This window comes from Hymenobacter sp. 102 (assembly GCF_049949205.1).
Taxonomy (GTDB): domain Bacteria; phylum Bacteroidota; class Bacteroidia; order Cytophagales; family Hymenobacteraceae; genus Hymenobacter.
Genome location: NZ_CP188172.1, coordinates 3195907 through 3216813 on the forward strand (window position 1 = coordinate 3195907; position 20907 = coordinate 3216813).

Here is a 20907-nt window from a genome sequence, read left to right on the forward strand (position 1 = left end):
TACGGAAGGCAAGGAGGCTTGGCCAGCGTAACCGGTGGCCGAGCAAGGGTGTTACGCAACTTAAGCAGCTGCTGCCGAGCAATCATGAAAAATGTACGGAGCCGACAAATTTGCTGTTTATTGGGCCTATGCAGTTATCCTTTTTGCTTACTCTGAGTGCGGTTGCGGGTTGTGTGAGCTCAGCTGCCGCACAACAGGCGTCCGTAGTGCCGCCCAATCCTGCAGAGCATGCCCGGCAGGTGCAGGCGTTTCAGCAGGGGCTCAACGCCGAATACCGGGACTCTACTCGCACGCCACTACCCCGTTCGGCCCGAGGCACCTTCACTGGTCTGCCGTTCTACCCCACCAACTACAGTGCCTGCGTAGTGGCCCGCTTTGTGGCTGATTCATCGGGCGCGCCGTTTCAGATGCAGACGAGCACCAGCCGGCGCCCACTGTACCGCAAGTACGGCGAGCTACATTTCACCTTGGATGGTAAGCCGCAGAAGCTGACCGTATACCAGAGCCTGGACTTGCTGAGAAACCCGGAGTACCGCGACTATCTGTTTCTACCATTCACCGACCGCACCAACGGACACAGCAGCTACGGGGGCGGGCGGTACCTTGATTTACGCCGGGGCCAGATACGGGGTCAGCAGCTAGTGTTGGATTTCAACCGCGCCTACAACCCGTATTGCGCTTATGCCAGCGGTTACGCCTGCCCGGTACCACCGCCTGAAAACCGGCTGGCAGTAGAAGTAAAAGCCGGCGTAAAAAGTGACCATTAGCCCTAGCAACAGTACAAACCCCGGCCGCCCCGACGCGTAAGTCCACAGTATGCGCTACGTTTCCCTCGACCTTGAAACCACCGGCAGCAACCCCGAGCGGCACCAGATTCTGGAGCTGGCCGCCGTGGTGGAGGACACCCGGCACCTGCTGCCAATGGCTGAGTTACCAGCGTTCCGGCGGGTAGTGCGGCACCCCGAGCTAGTAGGCACGGCCGGGGCCCTGGCCCTGAACGCCGGGCTGCTGCAAGAGCTGGCCCGCAAAGAGCCCAACCATGAGCTTTGCACGCCTGAGGAGCTACTGCCCCAGTTGCGCGAGTTTCTGCTGACTCACGGGTTCAAAACAGATAAAAAGGACTGCGTAACGGTAACCATGGCCGGCAAGAACATTGCCGTCTTCGACCTAGGTTTTCTGCGCCAGCTACCCGGCTACGGTACGCTGGTGCGGGCTGAGCCGGCCATGCTGGACCCCGCGGCTTTCTACCTGAACTGGCGCAAGGATACCCGCCTGCCCACCATGCAAATCTGCAAGGCCCGGGCCGGCTTCGAGGATGATACCGTGGCCCATCAGGCCCTGGCCGACGCCCTGGACGTGGTGCAGCTATTACGACCTTTCTACGAGTTGCCGGTTTATAAGCAAGTTCAGACGGACGAAACGCAACCAGGCCCGGTATAAGCCGGGCCTGGTTGCGTTTCGTGGAATACAGAGTGCTCTTCTACCAGTCGCCGGAAGCGCCGCCACCACCAAAGCTGCCGCCGCCGAAGCCGCCGAAGCCCCCACTGTCGCCGCCACCGCCACCACCGCCGCCGAACACGCCGCGGCCACCTGAGAAGTCGCCAAAAATGATGGGTGGCATCATGCCGCCACCGAAGCCACGGTTACGCCGGCTGCCTCCGCCTCCACCCCGGTTACGGAACAGGATAAACAGAATCAGTACGGCAATAATCACCCAGAACAATATGCCGGAGCCGCTGGAGTCGCTGGACTCGCGTCGGCTACGGGTTTGGGTGGTGGGGTCAGCTTTATACTCGCCCTTTGCCAGTGCAACAAGCTGGTCAGTAGCTCGGTCCAGGCCTTCATAGTATTTTTCCTCTTTGAAGGCGGGAACAATGGTGTTGGAGATAATACGTTTGGTGAGGGCATCTGGAATAGCACCCTCCAGCCCATAGCCCACATGAATACGGGCCCGGCGCTCCTGCTGGGCCACCAGCAGTAAAATTCCATTATTACGCCCCTTCTGGCCGATACCCCAGGTTTCGCCCAGTTGCTGAGCGTAGTCTACAATATCAGCCCCACCTAAGCTGGGGACTGTTACCACAGCAATCTGTGAAGACGTACTATCCCCATAGGCTACCAGCTTGCGCTCTAATTGGGCTGCCTCATCGGGGCGCAGCATCCCGGCCAGGTCATTCACCAGGCGGGGCGGGCTAGGGCGGGGTGGGATGGTTTGGGCCTGGGCTGCCAGCTGAACTAGGAACAGACAAACTACCAGCCACCAATTGCGCGACAGTTGCCCAAAAGAATGCAGGTGCCTCATGAGCGGGTGGGAGTGTCTCCGAAGGAGATGGAATTATCCAGCTCGTTCTGGTCAGTGGCGGCATCGTAGGGAAAGTACCGCCGCAATTGTTCCCCCACCAGCCGGATACCCTGCTCCAAGCCATTGACATATTTCTCGGCCCGAAAATGCTGCAGCACATTTTCCTTCGCCGTTTCCCAGAAGTCGTCGGGTACTGCCGAGTTGATACCCGCGTCGCCGATGATGGCAAACTGCCGACTTTGCCAAGCCAGGTAAAATAAGACACCGTTGCGCTGGGCCGTGCGGTGCATGCCCAGTTCAGCAAACACCTGCGCTGCCCGGTCCAGCGGCTCGGGAGTAGGGCAGGTGTCTTCCAGGTGCACCCGAATTTCGCCGGACGTGCGCAGTTCGGCCTGTCGGATGGCTTCCACTAGGGCCGCTTCCTGCTCGGGGGTGAGAGGGTTGGTCATAATCAGTTACCAGTTACCGGTTGCCAGTTGCCAGTAACAGTGTTTTCCCAAAGGAACCTGACAACTGACAACCGGCAACTGGCAACTCAATTAGAATTGAACGGTCGGAGCTTTCTGCGCGGCGGCGTCGGCCTCGAAGTAAGGTTTCTCCTTGAAGCCGAACATGCCGGCAAACAGGTTGTTGGGAAAGCTCTTGATGTAGCCGTTGTAGTCGTTGGTTACCACGTTCAGCTTATTACGCTCCACGTTGATGCGGTTTTCGGTGCCTTCAATCTGGGCCTGCAGTTCCTGGAAGTTAGCGTTGGCCTTCAGCTCCGGGTAGTTTTCCGATACGGCCAGCAAGCGGCCCAGGCCCGCACTTACCTGCGACTGTGCTTCCTGGAACTGCTTCAGGTTTTCAGGCGTCAGGTCGTTGGCGTTCAGTTGCACGCTGGTGGCCTTGGCCCGGGCATTGATAACGTCCGTCAGCGTCGACTTCTCAAAATTGGCGGCACCTTTTACGGTGTTCACCAGATTCGGAATCAGGTCGGAGCGGCGCTGATAGGCACTTTGCACATTGCCCACCTGAGCTTTTACAGCCTGGTCTTTGGTTACCATGGAGTTGTACCCGCACGACGACTGCGTGAGCAGCAGCACTAACCCGGCAAAATAGAGCAGAAAACGTTTCATAAAAGGGGAGAAAGAAAGGTAAAGTGGAAGAGAGAATGCAAGAAACGAACGGGCTAACCAAGTCGCCCGAGTTGCTGTTATACACCGGCGCAGCCTGCCTCTGGCTGGGGCTTACCGCTGAACCAACGTGCTGCAAAGTACGAATTCAGGCCACAGCAGTTGTGTGTACGGTTGCTGCGGCGGGTTTGTGTATTTTGCGCTTCGGTGCTTCCCGATTTTTCTCTCCCGATGAAAGCAGTTATTCCTGTGGCCGGTATCGGCTCCCGCCTCCGTCCGCACACCCACACCCAGCCCAAAACCCTGGTTCCCGTGGCCGGCAATACCATTCTGGGCCATATCATCGACCGGCTGGTAGATGCCGGGGTGCAGGAGTTTGTATTCATCATCGGCTACCTGGGCGAGAAGGTGGAGCGCTACGTGCGCAAGCAGTACCCGCAGTTGCGGTGCTCGTTTGTGGTGCAGGAGCCCCGCGAAGGCATTGCCCACGCCCTGTGGCTGGCCCGCGAGCAGTTCCGTCACGAACAGGACGGTATTCTGATTCTGCTCGGTGATACCATTGTGGATATTGATCTGCCCCGCATGATGGCCACGCCCGGCAACGTGCTGGCCGTGAAGGAGGTAAAGACGCCTTCGTTGTTTGGGTTAGTTGAAACCGGAGCCGGCGGCCGCGTGACGAAAGTGGTAGAGAAGCCTCGCATCCCGAAGTCGAACTATGCCTTGGTGGGACTGTATAAAATTGCCAACCCCGACTGGCTGGCCTCGGCCCTGGAGCGGATTCTGGACCGGGACCAGCGCACCCACGGCGAGTTTCAGCTCACGGACGCTCTCATGCTCATGATTCAGGATGGAGCCGAAATGACAACTACGGCCGTGGATAACTGGTTTGACTGCGGCCGCAAAGACAGCCTGCTGGAAGCCAACGCCCGCCTGCTCAACCGCCCCGAGTTCCTGAAGCGCCGCGAGTATCCCGAGTTTCCGGATACCATTATTATCCCGCCCGTTAGCATCGGCCACGACTGCCAAATTTCGGGGTCCATCATCGGCCCCAACGTGGCCATCGGCGACCGGACCATCGTCAAGAACACCATCCTGAGCGAGTCCATCATCGGATCCTACAGCGAGTTGCGCTCCGCCGTGATGCACGACTGCATCGTGGGCTCCGATGCCTTGTTTAAAGGCACCCGCCACAGCCTGAACATTGGCGACAACACGGAAATTGATTACAGCTAAGGGAGAGTAACGGAGTAGCGGAGTAACTGAGTAATCATGCTGTCCAATAAAACAATTACTCAGTTACTCCGCTACTCCGTTACTCTCAATGTATCCGCTGCGGGCAGATTGTCGTTACTTTAGCCCGATGCGCTACCTGACCTCTTTTCCCCGCCTGCTGCCCGTCCTGGGCTTGTCATTGTTCCTGTCCGGCTGCTACTCCCGCTCCGATATGAAATCGGAGGAAGGAACCGCTGCTGCTGAAAAACCCCGGGCCGAAATGCCCGACAACGTGCGTCCGGCGGAAGCGCCCGGCGTGGAGGCCCCGGAGGAAGCGGCCGATGTGGTGAGTGGTGCCGCGGCCCAGCCGTTGCAGGCCGTGAATGTGTTTCTGGAAGTATCGGGCTCCATGGAAGGCTTCATGCCCAAAACCGGCACCAGCGGCGAAAATACCAAGTTTCAGCAGCACGTGGCGCAGTTGCTTTCGGAAATAAACCGCACCGGCGCGGCAAAGCGGAAGTCTTTTTTTCGCATCAAGGAGAAGCCCTATGCCGACACGTACCAGGGCATTTCCGGCACCGTGCGCAGCGGGATTCAGCAGCCGGCCAAGAGCACCGAGCTGCCCGCCGTGCTCGATACGCTGATGACGCGCTACTACCAGCCCGGCACCGTGAGCGTGCTGATTTCGGATTTTATCTACTCGCCCAAGAACGCTGGGGCCATTCCCTATATCAAAACCGACATCACCGACGCCCTGCAGCGCAACGGCGCGCAGCCGGATCTGGCCGTGTCGGTGTACGGCTACCTGTCGGATTTCCGGGGCACGTACTACCCCGCGTTGAAAGCCGCCGGCAAGAAAACCAACTGCTGCGACACCGAAATACCCTATTACATCTGGGTGCTGGGCCCCGCCGATGCCGTGCGCCGCTTCGATGCCGCCCTACTGGAGCAGCAGCCGGCCAAGCAGGCCCACTTCGGCGTCACGTATCCGCGTCCGGCCTATTCGGTGCTCGATAAATTTCAGAACAAAGGGGCCTGGTACTACGGCGACGCCGGAGCCAGCAAGCGCACGGCCGGCACCTACCGCGTGGTGGCCGTGTCGGAGGCCTCGGCCCAGCAGCCGGTGGAGTTTGTGGTAGGCCTGAATCTGGGCCAGCTGCCCGGCCAGTACAAGGATGTGGCCTACCTGAAGCAAAACCTGAAGCTGGAAGGCGTAGACACCGATGCCAAGCTGCTGGACGTAACGCCTGCCACCGACCAGACCAAAGCCAGCAGCGGCCCCCAGAGCAAGTACACGCATTTTGCCAAGGTGCGCCTCACGCAGCAGCCCAAGGCCGCGCGCCCGCTGGTGCTGCGCCTCCATGACCAGCGCCCGGCCTGGGTAGCCCAGTGGACCACCCGCAACGACGGCACCCCCGCGCCCAAAACTTTTGCGCTCAACTCCTTGCTGGATGGGCTGGCACCCACCGACGCCACGCGCCTGATTTTCGAGCTTCCACTCACCTTACAGCCAGCCGAATAGCCCGCCTGCGGCCCCCGCTTCCGCCTGTAGCATAGCCTTGGCCAGACGGTTTGGAACGGTTTTCGTTCCTTGAGGCAGTCTGGCAGCAATGACCCCGGCCTCACAATTTCGTTTCCCTCTCATCGTTCCACGGGTTGCCGGCCCGGAGCCCGGCCTCACCTCTTTCCATGAAAGCATTCTTCCGCTTCCTCTACGAACTCATCGGCAACCCTCAGCCCCCAGCGGATACGCCCGTGTACCGCGACGTTATCTTCCCCAACCTGGGGTTGCTGAACCTGGGCATTTCTGCCGGGCTGGCGCTGGTTTTCTATTTGCTCATCAACCGGGCCATGGGCGTGGCTACTTTCAACAAGGGTCGGCACTGGAGTATTTTTCTGGTGCTGAATGCGCTGATAGCCTTCTCTGTCACCATCTGGCAGACCAACGCCCAGCAGGTAACGGACCACAGCTATATCTACTGGCTGGCCACCTGGAACGCCATTCTGGCCCTGGCGTGGTTCTTCATCTTCTCGCTGCTGTTCAAGCGCGCCTCCACCAACGCCAGCACGACGCCTTTCTAAAACGAGTATGCCTCCAGCCTTTCCTCTACTATGTCTGCAGCAGGAAGCTAAACCCTATTGCTATCTGGTAGAGGAACCGCAGGATTTGGGTTACTGCAGCTTAACAGGCTACTATGACTCTCAACAAAAACCGGAACTATACTTTGATGCCTCCGGGAGAAAATACAGAACCAGGCTGAAGCTGAAGAGAAGTTTCAGTAGATGGCAAAAGTTGCTTTCCTACTTCTATTGGGGTAGGATTCCTGTAGAAAACGAGTGGTACCTAATCGGGAACTATTGCTTCGAAGAGTTGAAAGACCAGGTTGAGCGCTGTATTAAAGCAGATGACGATGTGATGACCCAATTTATTGAGCCTGAACATCTGACCTTACTTGTGCACCAAGCGCGTCATTTTGGAGACCTATATATGGTTCTAAACGGAGCTATTTACAACTTCGAGGATGACGAATCAATAGAAGGTTAATGCACTGCAGACTTTGAAAACGAACATACATGGCTAAACTCTTTTTATTCGGCATTGGCGGCACGGGTTCCCGCGTGATTCGCTCGCTCACCATGCTGCTGGCGGCGGGCGTGGACCTGCCCAACTGCGACCGGGTGGTGCCCATCATCATCGACCCCGACGCGCACAACGGCGACATGAACCGCACGGTGCAGCTGCTGCAGAGCTACCAGCAGATCTACAAGCGCCTCGGTCCCCGCGAGGAAGGCTTCTTCAAGACTGATATCAGCACGCTGAGCGGCATTTCGCAGGACGTGAACGGCTCGGTGAAGGATACCTTCATCTTCGATTTCGGCGGCATCAACCAGAGCTTCCGGCAATACCTGCACTACGACGGGCTGTCGGTGGACTCGAAAGGGTTGGTCGATTTGCTGTTCACCCAGGACAACCTGGAAAGCCCGCTCACCATTGGCTTCCGCGGTTCGCCCAACGTGGGCAGTATCGTGCTGAACAAGCTGGTGGAAAGCCCCGAAATGCGGTTTTTTGCCGACAACTTCCAGGACGGCGACCGGGTGTTCTTCGTGTCGAGCATCTTCGGTGGTACGGGCGCGGCGGGTTTCCCGCTGATGCTCAAGAACCTGAAGGACTCGAACACCCGCCTCAGCAACGCCCGCTACCTGCGCGACGCGCCCACTGGCGCCGTAACGGTAATGCCCTACTTCGCCCTGCAGAGCGAGGACAACGCCGTCATCGACTCCAACAACTTCCTCACGAAAACCAAGGCGGCGCTCAGCTATTACGAGCACAACCTCCAGGGCCTCGACGCGCTGTACTACCTCGCCGACACGCCCGACACGCCCTACGAAAACCAGCCCGGCGGCACCCAGCAGAAGAACAAGGCCCACGTAATTGAGCTGCTGGCGGCCCTGAGTATCGTGGACTTCATGCGCTACTCGCCCACCGAGCTGCGCACCGGCGGCCCGCACTTCCACGAGTACGGTCTGAACCAGGACGCGCCGGAGCTGCAGTTCAGTCACCTGCCTGATGAAACGCGGGAAATAATGGCCAAGCAGCTAACGCAGTTCCTGTACTTCACGCGCTACCACAAGCAGCACCTGCCCACCGACAAAGCGCCCTACGCCGACAACCTGAAGCTGGACTACGCCATGCGCAACGAGCCCATCTTCCGGGAGCTGAACACCTTCCTGCACGGCCAGGACCTGGGTGCCGACCAGTGGCTGCAGGAACTGGCCCAGAACCGCCGCGCCTTCCGCCCCTTCGACCTGCAGACCGACGATTTCAACGCCATGATCCTGGGCAAGCCAGTGGAAAAGAAGTGGAACGACTTCTTCAACAAGGGTCTCAGCCACAACTATCTGCTCGACAACCTCAACAAAACCGAGAAGTCCATCCAGGAACCCGACAACTTCCGCAAGCTGCTGGAGCTGTTCTATGATGTGACCGATAAGGCGTTTGAGGAGAAGGTGAAGGTGGTGTAGCCTACGCGGCCCGGTCGTCCCAGACGTCCTAGGCGTCCCAGGGTTGAAACCCTGGGCTAGTCAGCGAAAACCGAACAACTCGCTCCGTCTGAACTACCTGCCCAGCACCACTCCGCCAACCAAGAACAGAACCGCTAACTAGCCCAGGGTTTCAACCCTGGGAACCCCGGAAAACGATATGGCCAAAGTCCTTCGCTTACACAACAACGGCTCCCAGCAGGTGCAGGGCTGGCAGAAAACCGCCCCCGTTACCAGCACCGAAATCAACACCGTGACGGACCCCGCAGGGGGCAAGTCGCGCAACCTGGCCGTGAGTATCCCGACGCCGTTTGCGCGGATGCACCTGTTTGAAACGGCTTTCGATTTCCTGGCCCGGGAGGGGCAGCGCAACCCCGGCTCGGTGTACCACGAGCTGACCACGCACTTCTGGGATTTGCTGGAACTGCTCTACAACTACCACCTCTACACCCAGGCCGGCCGCAAAATCACGCTGCGCCGCTGGAATGCCGAGGCCGAAATCCGCCGGATGCGGCAGGATGAGGGCACGCGCCTGCTGGGCGAAACCCTGCAGCTGTACATGCAGGACGAGCGGTTCCGCGACTTCTCCGACATGTACCTCGTGTACTATGAGTCGCCGGAGTTGGCGGGCGGCACACGCCTGCTAGGCGGCACCTCGCCGCTGACCATCTTGTTTACCGGCCCCGCCGTGAAGCCCCTGGATCTGGAGCGGCCCCAGGCCCGCGGCCACTACTTTGACCAGCAGACCGTGCTGCTCGAAGACCGCGACCCGCAGTTCCGGGAGTTCGTATATGAGCTGTTCCTGGCTTACCCGCAGTTGCAGCGCCGCGAGTTTGCCGGCAGCGTGTATGCCGGCCTCGACCGCTCGAAAATCAACCAGCTCCAGATGCAGGGCGACCGGAGCGCCCAGCAGTTTGCCGCCCGCTACCCGGCCCTGGCCGACGTGCAGGGCAACCTGGTGAGCGTGAAAGGCGTGCCCCTGCCCGGTCGCGCCGATCAGTCGGCCGTGACCAGCTCCGACCTGTTCATCCAGCCCACCCGCGAATCGACGACGGGCCGGCCGCGCCCGTTGGTGCTGCGCCCGAACCTGACGATGCCTGGCGCCAACTACCTCAACGGCCAGCCCTGGGACGACCGCACGCCGGTGCCGTACTACGACGAGGTGGCCCTGGAAAGCCGCGTGCTGCCCGGCAAAGGCTTCAAATATCCCTACCTCACGGTGGGCGACTTGCTGGAAGACTCCCTGGTGGAGCTGCCCTATGAGCTGAATACCCAGCGTTTCCACACCGGCAAAGTCACGTTCCAGTACGGGGCCGATGGCCAGGGCCGGGCGCGCTTCCCCTACCTGCTGCCGCTGAAACAGGCGTTTTTCGAGTATTTCACCGAAAACGAGCTAGCCGAACTGCTCACCTTCACCATCGACCTGAGCCACGTACGCGTGCAGCTGCGGGTGCCGGTGCAGGCGGGCCGCTTCATCACCTTCGAGCGCAGCTACTACCACAACCCGCAAAACCCCAAGGATGCCCAGGGCCGCGAGATTCTGGAGAAGGGCCGCATTGTGAAGGCCGCCGTGGGCGTGGGCGTGTTCCCGTTCTACAAAGTGCGCTACCAGCCCGAATATAACGACCTCTACAAGGTGATGCTGGTGGATGCCGACAACGCGCCCACCATGCTCAACCGCCGCTACGACCTCACGTTCTTCGTGAACGGGGAACGAATCACGGAGCAGGGAGCCGCCCGCCGCGCCACCCGCTACGAGCGTACCCAGAAAAGCATGGCCACCGCCGGCAGCACCTATTACGAAGTCACCGGCACCCACTTCGACCTCGCCGAGCTGACCTGTCCGCCCGCCACCATCGGCGCGGAGCCGGCCCGGGGCCTGCTGGTGCCACGCTGGCGCGAGCTGGACCGCGGCACCCGCCGCTTCACGTTTGCCGTCGACTTCGGCACCACCAACACCCACATTGCCTACGCCGATTCGCCGAGCGCCCACCCGCGCCCGCTCACCATCGGCGAGGCCGATGTGCAGGTGGAGTGGCTGCACGCGCCGGTAGCAGACCAGGGCCTCTCGGCCGCCCAGCGCTACCGTACGGGCGCCGGCCAGATCTGGGACAACATTGCCACGCTGCAGAACCGGGAGTTTGTGCCCTCGTTCGTGGGTGAAGGCGGCTCGGTGTATGAGTTTCCGATTCGGACGGCGGTGTGCGAAACCACGTCGTTTGCCAACGAGCCGGCCAAGGTGCTCAGCAACATCAACATCGGCTTCAGCATCAACACCGAAAACACGGCCGAGCTGCCCCAGAACCGGTTCGTGACCAACCTGAAATGGTCGGCCGAGCTGGACCCGCAGGGCGTGGCCCGCATTGAGGCCTTTTTCCGGGAAATTCTGCTGCTGCTGCGCCACAAGGCAGCTCTGCACGGCGGCATTCTGGAGGATACCCGCGTGGTGTGGTTTGCGCCGCTGAGCTTCGACGGGTTCCTGCGCAACCAGTTCCAGCAGGTCTGGGACGAGTCGTTCCAGCAGGTGTTCAAGACGCGCCGCGCTACCATCTGCCTCACCGAGTCGGTGGCGCCTTACTACTACCTCACCGCCACCAACCAGGTAGTGCCCAACCGCGACGAAAACGTGGTGAACATCGACATCGGCGGCGGCACCACCGACTTGCTGCTCTTCGCCGACCAGAAGCCCGCTTACAGCACCTCGTTCCGCTTCGCCGGCGACGACCTGTGGGGCGATGGTTACGCCCGCGTGCAGGGCGCGCCCAAGCAGAACGGTCTGCTGCGCCTCGGCGTGGGCCACGTGGAAAGCCTGCCCGACTCCGAGCAAAATCAGGAGTACAAAGGCTACCTGCGCGCCGCCCTCAGCAACACCGATTTCGGCTCGGCCGACGTGACCAGCCTGCTGTTCAAGTACGATGATGCCCTGCGCTTCACCCAGGCTCTGGGTCTCGGCAAGGGTCGGCAGCTGCGGGTGCTGTTCTACCTGCACTACACCAGCATCATCTACCACACGGCGCAGCTCACCAAGCACCTCGGCCTGAAAACGCCGCGCTACCTCTGCTTCTCCGGCAAAGGCAGCCTCTACCTGCGCCTGCTAGCCGGGGGCAGCTCCCTGGTGGCTATTGAGAAGATTACGAAGGCCATCTTCCACGCCGTTACGGGCGTAGAGCCGCCCCACAACTTCCGCGTCATCCTGGCCGACAACCCCAAGGAAGCCACCACCAACGGCGGCGTACTGTTCGAGGAAAAAACGAACACCTCAGACTACGACAACATCAAGCCCGTGAAGTACAGCGGCGCTGTGGAAGGCACCGAGCTCAACCAGCAGCGCCTGAAACTGAACCAGGTAGATGCCGAGCTGAAAAACACGGTGCTCGACAACGTGCGCAACTACCTCACCCTAGTGCTGGAAGGCGACGACGTAGCCCCCTACCTGCGCGAAGTAGGTGTGGACGTAGACCGGCAGCGCGTAAAAGACATCCTGCTCCGCGAAATCGAGGACAGCCTGAGCCTGGGCCTGCACCAGTTCCAGCGCCAGCTCTCCTCCGACGAAACCCTGCCCGAAACCCTGTTCTTCTTGCCGCTGAAACAGGCGCTGTACAACCTGAGCCGCGAGCTGCAGGCGTAACACTACTGGCGCGGTGGCCCAGGGTTGAAACCCTGGGCTAGGCAGCGGCTATGCTTCTGAAAGGATTAGCAGTAAAGTGTCTGGTCTTATGCAAAATGACAAGCTAACGGAGTTCATTTTCGCGAACCAGCTTTCATCCGTCATGAACCGGACGAAATGGAAGGAACTGGCGCAGGAAATGACTTCTCATCCAGAGTTCAATCCGGAGGTACGCATCAAGTATTTGGATGACCCGGTAGCTGAGAGTAGCTTTTGTCACCTTGACTGGGAATGGGTCAAGCTCGGGGATGCACGAATAATAGAGTGGATAGAAATTGATTCGACCCGCCGAACCTATGTGGGGCAGTTGGTAGATAAGTCCACTTCCGATTTTAGCTCGTGGGTTCGACAGGCTTTGTGTAAACACTCCATTCCATTTGACGAGGCAGAAGGAATCTTCAGAATAAATGGCTACTTGAAACCGAATAGTTGATAACGGCTGCTTCCGCTGACTAGCCCAGGGTTTCAACCCTTGGAACCAGGTCCGTTCCTTTCTACCCCAAACACCCTATGACCCTTTCCCGCCGCGTTGCTTCTTTGCTTACCGGCCTGCTGCTGCTCGCGGCGGGCGGCCATGCCCAAACGCCCCTCGGCCAGCCCACGCTGGAGGAGCGCAAAGTGCAGATCTGGTGCGCTACGGCCAAGTTCGTGTACGAAGACACGGGTCACCCCGAGCTGAAAAGCCAGCTGAAGTGCGGCGGCCCGCTGAAGGAATTTGCCGGCAGCATCAAGGCCGATGAGCAGCGCGTGTACTCGGCGCTGTACCAGCCGCTGGAAGTGCAGGGCGTGATGTACAAGGGGCTGGGTTCCGATAACTCCCGCCTGCAGACGCTGGTGCGCGAAATCATCAACCGGCTGCGCACGTCCCCGTCGCGCAAAGGCAACGCCGCCCGGCTGGCCGGCGTGACGAAGCTGGAAACTGCCCTGAAAAACTACCTCGACCAAGGCACGCCCATCGGCGACCTGCCCGCGGCCGAAGCCGCCGCCGAAACCGTAACCGTGGATACCACCGCCACCACCGACGAGGCCACGGCTGCCGCCCCCGGCGACGTTGGCCTGGATGAGGCGGGCGTGGCTACCCCCACGCCAGTTGCCGCATCCGGAGCCGGGGAGAGCCTGATGAACAAGTTTTTTGGTCCCCTGGCCCTGATTCTGGCGCTGCTGAGCCTGGTGCTGTACGCGCTGATGCGCAAGAGCCTCGGGGAGTTTCAGAAGGAACTGAGCGCCCGCATCGACAAGCGCCGCGACGAAATTCTGGCTTTGCAAACAACGCCCGGCAGCAGCGGCAAGTCCGCCGAGCGGTTCTCGCCGGCCCAACTACGCGAATTGGAACAATTGATTCAGCAGCGCGTGGAGCAGGAGTTGCAGAAGCGCCAGGCCACGCCGAAAACCAGCGTAGCTGCCGCGGCTCCCGTTGCCCCAACTGCTCCGGCTCCGCAACCCGTAGCGCCTACTCCGGCTCCGGTAGTACCACCCGTGCCAGCCGAAGCACCCGCGCCGGCTCCGATGCCGCCAGCGGCCGCCCCGGTAACCAGCTCCGCCGCCCCGCAGGAGGAGTTCGACAGCCTGATACCGCCTGTGCAGCTGCCAACCACGCCCGCCGCTACAACGGCCGCATCCGCCACCGACCAGCCTCGCACGCGCTACGTGAAGGTGCCCGTAAACGGCGTGTTCAACGAGTACGACTTCTCTGATGAGCCCCAGCACGACAGCATCTACGAGATTCACTTGGACCCGCAGTGGCCCGAGCTGGCCACGTTCAGCGTAACGCAGAACCCCTCCGTGCACGCCTACGCCATCCAGAGCGCCCAGTACTCCCTGCGGGAAGCCTGCAAGTACCAGCAGCCCACCGGCCCGGTTACGCGCATCGTGACGGAGGAGGAAGGTGTGCTGCGCAAAGCCGCTGGCGCCTGGCAGATCGAGCAAAAAGCCGCCATCCGGTTTGAGTAACTAAACAGCTAAAAGCTAGTTCCCCTCCTTGGAAAGGAGGGGTTAGGGGTGGTTGATCTTGCGTATGAACGTCGGCTAGAAGTTAGCTCTAAATACCGTTCTGACGTAAAGTTAACCACCCCTAACCCCTCCTTTCTAAGGAGGGGAACTAGCTTTTAGCGCGTAGCTTCGTAGCCTTATGCTTGAAATCATTCTCGAACTCTTGGTGGTAGCTGTTGTGGTGGGGCTGCAGATTCGCACGTTCCTGCGGACGCGGGCTAATGCGCACCGGCTGGCCGTGCTGTATCCGCCCAAGGAAAGCCTGCGCGTGGAGCACCGCATTGTGCTGCCCGACGGCCGCGACCTGCCCGACTATGCCGCCGACGCCCCGCCCGAATCCTTCGCCTCCAACCTCATTAAGGCCGAAAATGCTTCCCCGGAGTTTCAGGCCATCCTGCTTGACACCAACGACTACCTGCGCCACAACAAAGGCGCGGCGGCCGATTTTGGCATTCTGAAGGACATTTCGGAGCGCCAGAGCGAGGTGCTCGACAATGAGGTGCAGGCCAACGTGGCCACTCCCCTTTATCTGGGCTTACTGGGCACGTTTCTGGGCGTGATTCTGGGCCTGGTGGGCATTGCCCGCAATGGCGTGTCGGATGAAAACGCCCTGACGCCCTTTCTCACCGGCGTGCTCATTGCCATGACGGGTTCCTTCGTGGGGCTGCTGCTCACGCTGCTCGGCAACGGCGTGCTGCGCCAGGCCCGCCACCAGCTCGACCGGCTCCAGAACCAATACTACACCTTCCTGCAGGCCCGCCTGCTACCGGTGCTGCACGCCGACATGGCCAGCTCGCTCACCAACCTCAAGTCGGTGCTCGATGCGTTCAACCAGCAGTTTGTGGGCCAGATTGAGCTATTCAATCCGCTGCTGGAGAAGGTGACGCAGAACATCCGGGTGCAGAGCGACTTTCTGGAGCGTCTCGATACCATCGGCTACGACAAGATGGCGGCGGCCAACATTGCCGTGTTTGAGAAGGTGCGCGAATCGGCGGAACTATTCAGCGCCTTCACCGGCTACCAGCAAAAGCTGAACGATATGCTGCAGAACGGCTACCACTCGGCCGAAGCCGTGAACAGCATTCTGGACCGCCTGCGGGGCTTCGAAAAGGGCATCAACGACCTGGGCCAGTACATCGGCGGTAACAACAACTCGGTGCAGCTGATGCTGGATTTCTTCCAGAAGCACCAGGTGGAGCTGCGCAACCTCAAGGACCGCGCCGAGCAGCACATCGACCAGGCCGGCGTGGGCCTCGCCGATGTGATGAACAAGCGCTTGGCCTACAACGAGCGGCAGGCCCAGCTGGCCTACGAGAAGTGGCAGCAGTATTTCGAGCAGCTCAACGCCGACAACGTCTTCGAGAAGCTGCTGAAACAGCTGGAACCCTTCCAGAACCTCAACACCCAGCAAGCCGACCTCAGCCGCGACGTGACGGCCACCCAGCGTGAGCTGCTGCGCAAAATCGAGCTGGACTCGCAGGTGCAGGCCAAGCTCCTGCTGGAACTCGCCAACTTGAATACCGTGCTGGTGAAAGCCACGTCCAAGAACCGTTTCCAGCGGTTTATGGACAAGCTGTTCGGCGGCGTGAAGCCGCAGTAATAAGCCGAGTTTTAAGCATGTCGGCATCTACCTCCTCTATCTTGTTGCTTGTTGGCCTGTCACTGCTATATGTGGCCGCCGTAATTGCGGGGTTCATATTGTTGATAGTTAAGCCCAAACACACTCATTGGTTTAAGTCATTGATTCGGCTACTCATATTCCTCTGGATAGTGTTTTGGCCGATGGTGATGGTTTGGGGGCTGATACTGATGGGAGAAGAAGACCGGTTATCAACATAATGCAAGAAAGATTAGAGCTAAAAGCTAAAGAGCTAGTTCCCCTCCTTTCTAAGGAGGGGAACTAGCTCTTTAGCCCTAATTAATTTCCTTTCCATGAACAACACCACTCCCAACAAACGCCAAAGCAACGACTTCTTCTGGCCCAGCTACGTGGACCTGATGACGTCCTTGTTCGTGGTGATGCTGGTGCTGTTCGTGTACAGCTTCAAGCTGTTCAAGGACCGGGAAGGGGAGCTGAAACAGGCCAACGGCGAGCTGAAAGCCAAGGCCATCGAGCTGGAGCAGATTACCCGCATCCGGGAGTCGCTGCGGCGGCTGGAGGGGCGCTACTTCCGCTACGACCCCCAGAACGAGCGGTACGAGCTGAAGCTGAACGTGCAGTTCAAAGCCGGCCGCGACGAAATCCAGGACAACTACAAACCGGCGCTGCTGCAGGCCGGCCAGCTGTTGCGGGAGCGGCTGCGCAGCCTCAGCGCCACCAACCAGGGCCAGAACGTGCGCTACCTGGTAATCGTGGAAGGCATGGCTGCCCGCTACCCCCAGGGCGACCCGCGCAACCAGCGTGAGGAGCAGGCCACCTACCAGCTTAGCTACCGCCGGGCCCTCAACCTGCTCAACCTCTGGAAGCAGAACAACCTTAACTTCAGCCAGGACCGCAGCCTGGAGCTCATCATCGGTGGCAGCGGCTTCTACGGCACCGGCCGCTACTCCGGCCGCCGCGAAGGCGACAACAAGCGCTTCCTGATTCAGGTGATTCCGAAGGTGGGGCGGATGTAGAAAAACTGTCATCCTGAGCATAGCGAAGGACCTTATCATGTTGGCACGAGTCGTAACAACGACTTGTTCTAACGTAACAAGGTCCTTCGCTATGCTCAGGATGACAGGGGAAAATCACACCGCCTGCAGCTTCGGCTTTTTCTTCTTGGTTTTATTACGGCGGCCCCACCAGATGATGGTACCGGTGACGGGCAGGCTGGCGCAAATCAGGCTGGTCAGGAACGCCACCAGCTTGCCGCCGAAACCCAGAATCTGGCCCACGTGCAGGTCGTAGTTCATATCCGAGAACTTGGTGCCAGCACTTTTGGTAGCGTGGAAGCGGGAGTCCAGCACCTGGCCCGACACGGGATGAAAGGCGTACTCGTCGCGGTGGTAGTAGTGCAGCGCCTTTTTGTAGGTCCAGCAGAAGACCGGAGCCTTGCCCGCGCCGGTGGGGCCAATGAGTACCATTTCGTTGGCCGGGGAGAGGCGGCGTGCGGTGCGGTACACTACATCGGTTAGGGGCTGAGCAGCAATGGGTGCGGGTTGCTGCGTGTCGAGCTTGGTTTCCATGAGCTCCTGCGGGGCTGGCCGGCCGCCGTCCACCACGTACACAATGGACTGCAGTATGCCGGGGAAAATCATGAATAGGCCCGATAAGGCCAGCACCAGCCCGATGCTGGCCGCGTAGAAGCCCAACACGTTGTGCAAATCGTAGTTCACGCGCCGCCAGCGGGCTCCCCACTTAATGGTGAAGCGCTGCTTGCGCTCCTGTTTGCGCTTGGGCCACCACAGCACCAGGCCCGTCAGCAGCATCACCACAAAGATGGAAATGCTGATACCTACCACCCACTTGGCTACCGGTTCCGGTAGCAGCAGGTGCATGTGTATTTCCTGGATGACGGTGAAGAAGTGCGTGCGCAAATCCTGCTCGTGCAGCACCCGGCCTGTGTAGGGGTTCAACGACACCATAATGGGCGCGCCGGCCTTGTCAGTGAAGTACACCGTAGCCGAGCGCGCCGGCCCGAAATAAGTCGTCCAGCAGTCCTCGGCCTTTATGCCGGGGTGGGCCGCCAGTGCGGCTGTCTGCAGCCGCGAGGGCAGCACCATAGCCGACTGTTGTGCCTCCACCTTGCGCCAGGGCTCCGTCAGGTCCCGAATGTCGTCCTGAAACACGAAGATGGCCCCCGTCAGGCTCACAATGAACACGACCAGCCCCGAGGCCAGCCCCAGCCACAAATGCAGCTTCCCGACGGTTTTCTTGAACGTGCTCATAGGAGGCGGAAGGAGGAAAAATGGCTCTGTCATCCTGAGCTGGCGAAGGACCTTACCATGCTGGAACGAGTTGTTACAAGAACCGCCCAAGCGTAATAAGGTCCTTCGCCAGCTCAGGATGACAGCCGGTAAAGACTAAAACTTGTAGGCTACACTACCCACAATGCTGCGCAGCCTCTGGGGGTTCATGGTGGTGTAGCCGGTCCAGTACTGCTTATCGGTAAGGTTGTCCACTTTGGCCGAAATCCGGTACTTGGGCTGGTCGTAGAACAGGGAAGCGTTGAGGATGGTGTAGCTGGGCAGGGTAAACACGTTGGTGGCGGTGTTCTGAATGCGGTTTTCGTTGGCGTAGTTGCCCCCGAAACCAGCGCCCAAGCCCTTCAAAATGCCTTCTGGCTGGCGGTAGCTCAGCCAGGCATTGGCCACAATGGGGGAAGAGGCGGTGTTGGGCCGGCGGCCATTCACGTCCTCGGCCGTATTCTCAAACTTCGAGTCGTTGTAGGAGAAGCCGCCCACCACGTTGAAGCCCCGCAGCGGATTGGCAATAACGCTTACCTCCACGCCCTTGCTGCGCTGGGTGGCGTCCTGGGCACTGATGGCCACAAATTGCGGGGTGTAACCCAGTACGCGGAGCCGGTCCTTCACCCGGATGTCATAGTAGCTTACCGTGGCGCTGAGGCGGCCATTGGCAGCATCCAGCTTCACCCCGCCTTCCCACTGATTAGCGCGCTCGGGCCGGGCAATGGGGCTGTTGCCGTCGGCGGTGAGGTACACGCCCAGATTGGTGAAGCTGTTCTGGTAGTTGGCAAACACGCTCACCCGCTCCGGCACCGGCTGGTACACCAAGCCAAATTTGGGCGAGAGAGTAGTTTGCGAGTATGCCTGCACCGGCGAGTAGTACAACCCGCCTTTGTTGTCGAAGTGGTCCAGGCGCAGGGCGGCCAGCACGCTCAGCTGGTCGGTCAGGTTCAGCACATCCGATGCGAAGGCACTGTACGTGTTGGTTTTGGTGGTAACCAGGTAGTTGCCCGGGGCCGTGGCGGCATACTTAGCCGCCACGCTGGCACCGTTGAAGCCCCGGATGGTGGCCCGGGAAGCGTCTAGCGAAATGGTATCGAAGGTGCCACCCAGGAAGTTCACGTCCGAGTTTACCCGCAGAAAGTCCAGGCCCACCACCACGCGGTTGCGCAGGCTGCCCAGCTGGAAGTCGCCGTTGAACAGCTGCTGGGCCTCAAACACGGTGCGCTGGCTGTTGTCCGTCGATTGGTCGGCCCGGATAAGGCGGTTGTTGGGCTGCAGGTAGAAATAGGGCCCGAAGCCGTTGGAGAAGCTGTGGCTGCTGGTCAGGTACGTGGTGGAGGTGATGCTGGGCGAAATCCGGTACTGCACCTGCCCGAACAGGTTGGTGCTGCGCGAATCCTGGGTCAGGCCCTCACCCTGGTACGACTGCCGGTAGTTCAGCGGCGTTTTATCGGCCCGGTCGTAGCCCAGCGCGGCGGAAGTGCTGTTGAAAAAGATGATCTGCTTGCCTACGTTGGTGCCTTTGTAGATTTCAGCGTCCACGTTCACCGTCAGCCGGTCGGAGGGGCGGAACTGCAGGCTCGGGGCCACGGCCAGGTTGCGGGTGAAGCCGGGGTAGTCCTGGTTCTGGAAGCTGTCTTCGTAGGTGTAGGCCGTGTTCAGACGGAAGGCCAGGGTTTTGGGCTGCTCGGCGGGCGTATTGCCGTCCACCAGGTTCACATCGGCCGATATCCGGTGGAAGCCGTAGCTGCCCGCCGCCACGTTCAGCTCGCCCCCAAACGTATCGAGCGGCTTCTTGGTCACGCGGTTTACCAGCCCTCCGTAGGAGGTAAGGGAGCTGCCAAACAGCGTCGCCGAAGGGCCTTTGATGACCTCCAGCTTCTCCAGGTTGATGGCGTCAATGTCGCTGGTTACGTTGCCGGCTACCCCGTTGCGCAGCTGGCTGGATACAATAAACCCCCGGCTGGCGTAGAACGCGCCCCCGTCGCCGCCGCGGCCGGTGGCATCCCACATCTTCTGCAGACCCGGGGCGTTGCGGGTGGCGTCATCCACGGTGAAAACTACCTGCTCCGTAAGCAGCTCCTTGCCCACGGTGGCGTACACCTGCGGGTTTTCCAGGTTGCTGAGCGGCATTTTGCCCACATCGGTGCTGGCGGAGCGGTTGAATTTGTTGGTGCGGTTGCCGCTGATAACCACTTCCCGAAGCTGCTGGGCATTTTCCGTCAAGGCAAAATCTACCGAAGCACTCTGGCCGGCTTCAACCGTTACGGCCTTCTCTTCACTTTTTAACCCTACCGCCGAAATCACCAGCGTATACTGCCCGGGGCGTACTCGCTCAATAACGTATTCGCCCTGGCTGTTGGTGATGGCTCCCTGGCTCCGTCCCTTTATTCCTACGGTTACGGCCTCGGCCGGGCTGCCATCGGAGGTAGTGACGCGGCCCCGAATGGCGGTAGTTTGCTGGGCCTGCACCGTGAGGGCGCACGCCAAGATGGTAGAAGTCAGGCCCAGGGAGCGAAGATTCAACATGGTGTGTTCTGTTTAGAATAGGTCTAAAGTGGTGCAAAGGAACGGCGGAAATTTTATTTAGAAAAATTCTTAATTAAATTTAATGTTGCTACAGAAACACTTAGCAGTAGTGATAGGGCCGTGAAAGAATCAGGTGGAAAGGCGAATCTGCAGTGAGTGTC

17 protein-coding genes are annotated in these 20907 nt (G+C 59.9%); 12 read left to right on the forward strand and 5 right to left on the reverse strand.

Translation table 11 applies throughout. The features are described from left to right. Window positions 1-173: 173 nt before the first annotated feature. Both ACN19L_RS13695 and ACN19L_RS13700 read left to right on the forward strand, forming a co-directional pair. On the forward strand, window positions 174-767 hold the full coding sequence (locus ACN19L_RS13695) for a DUF1684 domain-containing protein (protein WP_426490061.1): 594 nt from the start codon (window positions 174-176) through the stop codon (window positions 765-767). Between the two features lie 49 nt (window positions 768-816). Then, entirely contained in the window at window positions 817-1440 is a 624-nt protein-coding gene (locus ACN19L_RS13700; RefSeq protein WP_426490062.1) for a 3'-5' exonuclease, read from the forward strand. Between the two features lie 40 nt (window positions 1441-1480). Here ACN19L_RS13700 and ACN19L_RS13705 read toward each other — a convergent pair whose 3' ends face one another. The 3 genes from ACN19L_RS13705 to ACN19L_RS13715 all read right to left on the reverse strand — a co-directional run bounded on the left by ACN19L_RS13705 (window position 1481) and on the right by ACN19L_RS13715 (window position 3420). Continuing rightward, window positions 1481-2302, reverse strand: a complete 822-nt coding sequence (locus ACN19L_RS13705) for a TPM domain-containing protein (protein ID WP_426490063.1) — start codon at window positions 2300-2302, stop codon at window positions 1481-1483. Further along, on the reverse strand, window positions 2299-2751 hold the full coding sequence (locus tag ACN19L_RS13710; protein WP_426490064.1) for a TPM domain-containing protein: 453 nt from the start codon (window positions 2749-2751) through the stop codon (window positions 2299-2301). Before ACN19L_RS13710 ends, ACN19L_RS13705 begins: the two co-directional genes overlap by 4 nt. Window positions 2752-2841: 90 nt before the next feature. Continuing rightward, a complete protein-coding gene (locus tag ACN19L_RS13715; RefSeq protein ID WP_125432239.1) occupies window positions 2842-3420 on the reverse strand; it encodes a LemA family protein in 579 nt (192 codons plus the stop codon). 228 nt (window positions 3421-3648) lie between these two features. Between ACN19L_RS13715 and ACN19L_RS13720 the strand changes: the two genes are divergently transcribed. From ACN19L_RS13720 to ACN19L_RS13765, 10 genes are all read left to right on the forward strand, one after another. Continuing rightward, window positions 3649-4650, forward strand: a complete 1002-nt coding sequence (locus ACN19L_RS13720) for a sugar phosphate nucleotidyltransferase (RefSeq protein ID WP_426490065.1) — start codon at window positions 3649-3651, stop codon at window positions 4648-4650. A 127-nt stretch (window positions 4651-4777) separates the two neighbouring features. After that, the gene (locus tag ACN19L_RS13725) at window positions 4778-6151 is read left to right on the forward strand and encodes a hypothetical protein (protein ID WP_426490066.1); all 1374 of its coding nucleotides are present in this window, start codon (window positions 4778-4780) and stop codon (window positions 6149-6151) included. A 167-nt stretch (window positions 6152-6318) separates the two neighbouring features. Beyond that, complete coding sequence (locus tag ACN19L_RS13730; RefSeq protein ID WP_426490067.1) at window positions 6319-6711, forward strand: hypothetical protein; 393 nt, start codon at window positions 6319-6321, stop codon at window positions 6709-6711. A 7-nt stretch (window positions 6712-6718) separates the two neighbouring features. Beyond that, complete coding sequence (locus ACN19L_RS13735; protein WP_426490068.1) at window positions 6719-7174, forward strand: hypothetical protein; 456 nt, start codon at window positions 6719-6721, stop codon at window positions 7172-7174. A gap of 29 nt (window positions 7175-7203) precedes the next feature. Then, complete coding sequence (locus tag ACN19L_RS13740; protein ID WP_426490069.1) at window positions 7204-8652, forward strand: hypothetical protein; 1449 nt, start codon at window positions 7204-7206, stop codon at window positions 8650-8652. Window positions 8653-8830: 178 nt separating this feature from the next. Beyond that, complete coding sequence (locus ACN19L_RS13745) at window positions 8831-12298, forward strand: hypothetical protein (RefSeq protein ID WP_426490070.1); 3468 nt, start codon at window positions 8831-8833, stop codon at window positions 12296-12298. An 88-nt stretch (window positions 12299-12386) separates the two neighbouring features. After that, window positions 12387-12770 carry a DUF6678 family protein gene (locus tag ACN19L_RS13750; protein WP_426490071.1) on the forward strand — a complete coding sequence of 128 codons (384 nt, stop codon included), beginning with the start codon at window positions 12387-12389 and terminating at the stop codon, window positions 12768-12770. A gap of 77 nt (window positions 12771-12847) precedes the next feature. Further along, complete coding sequence (locus ACN19L_RS13755) at window positions 12848-14287, forward strand: hypothetical protein (protein ID WP_426490072.1); 1440 nt, start codon at window positions 12848-12850, stop codon at window positions 14285-14287. Between the two features lie 178 nt (window positions 14288-14465). Beyond that, window positions 14466-15926, forward strand: coding sequence for a hypothetical protein (locus ACN19L_RS13760; RefSeq protein WP_426490073.1), 1461 nt, complete (start codon window positions 14466-14468; stop codon window positions 15924-15926). 332 nt (window positions 15927-16258) lie between these two features. Then, window positions 16259-16942 carry a hypothetical protein gene (locus ACN19L_RS13765; RefSeq protein ID WP_426490074.1) on the forward strand — a complete coding sequence of 228 codons (684 nt, stop codon included), beginning with the start codon at window positions 16259-16261 and terminating at the stop codon, window positions 16940-16942. Between the two features lie 114 nt (window positions 16943-17056). Here the strand turns inward: ACN19L_RS13765 and ACN19L_RS13770 are convergent, their stop codons facing one another. Continuing rightward, entirely contained in the window at window positions 17057-18196 is a 1140-nt protein-coding gene (locus tag ACN19L_RS13770) for a PepSY-associated TM helix domain-containing protein (RefSeq protein ID WP_426490075.1), read from the reverse strand. A gap of 135 nt (window positions 18197-18331) precedes the next feature. After that, window positions 18332-20746: a TonB-dependent receptor domain-containing protein gene (locus ACN19L_RS13775; RefSeq protein WP_426490076.1), complete on the reverse strand. Its 2415-nt coding sequence runs from the start codon at window positions 20744-20746 to the stop codon at window positions 18332-18334. Between the last annotated feature and the right edge of the window lie 161 nt (window positions 20747-20907).

Coding starts and splice junctions, on each gene's coding strand:
- ACN19L_RS13755 (WP_426490072.1), top strand. CDS start 12,848: ATGACCCTTTCCCGCCGCGTTGCTTCTTTGCTTACCGGCCTGCTGCTG.
- ACN19L_RS13730 (WP_426490067.1), top strand. CDS start 6,319: ATGAAAGCATTCTTCCGCTTCCTCTACGAACTCATCGGCAACCCTCAG.
- ACN19L_RS13725 (WP_426490066.1), top strand. CDS start 4,778: ATGCGCTACCTGACCTCTTTTCCCCGCCTGCTGCCCGTCCTGGGCTTG.
- ACN19L_RS13710 (WP_426490064.1), bottom strand. CDS start 2,751: ATGACCAACCCTCTCACCCCCGAGCAGGAAGCGGCCCTAGTGGAAGCC.
- ACN19L_RS13750 (WP_426490071.1), top strand. CDS start 12,387: ATGCAAAATGACAAGCTAACGGAGTTCATTTTCGCGAACCAGCTTTCA.
- ACN19L_RS13705 (WP_426490063.1), bottom strand. CDS start 2,302: ATGAGGCACCTGCATTCTTTTGGGCAACTGTCGCGCAATTGGTGGCTG.
- ACN19L_RS13765 (WP_426490074.1), top strand. CDS start 16,259: ATGAACAACACCACTCCCAACAAACGCCAAAGCAACGACTTCTTCTGG.
- ACN19L_RS13770 (WP_426490075.1), bottom strand. CDS start 18,196: ATGAGCACGTTCAAGAAAACCGTCGGGAAGCTGCATTTGTGGCTGGGG.
- ACN19L_RS13700 (WP_426490062.1), top strand. CDS start 817: ATGCGCTACGTTTCCCTCGACCTTGAAACCACCGGCAGCAACCCCGAG.
- ACN19L_RS13715 (WP_125432239.1), bottom strand. CDS start 3,420: ATGAAACGTTTTCTGCTCTATTTTGCCGGGTTAGTGCTGCTGCTCACG.
- ACN19L_RS13745 (WP_426490070.1), top strand. CDS start 8,831: ATGGCCAAAGTCCTTCGCTTACACAACAACGGCTCCCAGCAGGTGCAG.
- ACN19L_RS13720 (WP_426490065.1), top strand. CDS start 3,649: ATGAAAGCAGTTATTCCTGTGGCCGGTATCGGCTCCCGCCTCCGTCCG.
- ACN19L_RS13740 (WP_426490069.1), top strand. CDS start 7,204: ATGGCTAAACTCTTTTTATTCGGCATTGGCGGCACGGGTTCCCGCGTG.
- ACN19L_RS13775 (WP_426490076.1), bottom strand. CDS start 20,746: ATGTTGAATCTTCGCTCCCTGGGCCTGACTTCTACCATCTTGGCGTGC.
- ACN19L_RS13735 (WP_426490068.1), top strand. CDS start 6,719: ATGCCTCCAGCCTTTCCTCTACTATGTCTGCAGCAGGAAGCTAAACCC.
- ACN19L_RS13760 (WP_426490073.1), top strand. CDS start 14,466: ATGCTTGAAATCATTCTCGAACTCTTGGTGGTAGCTGTTGTGGTGGGG.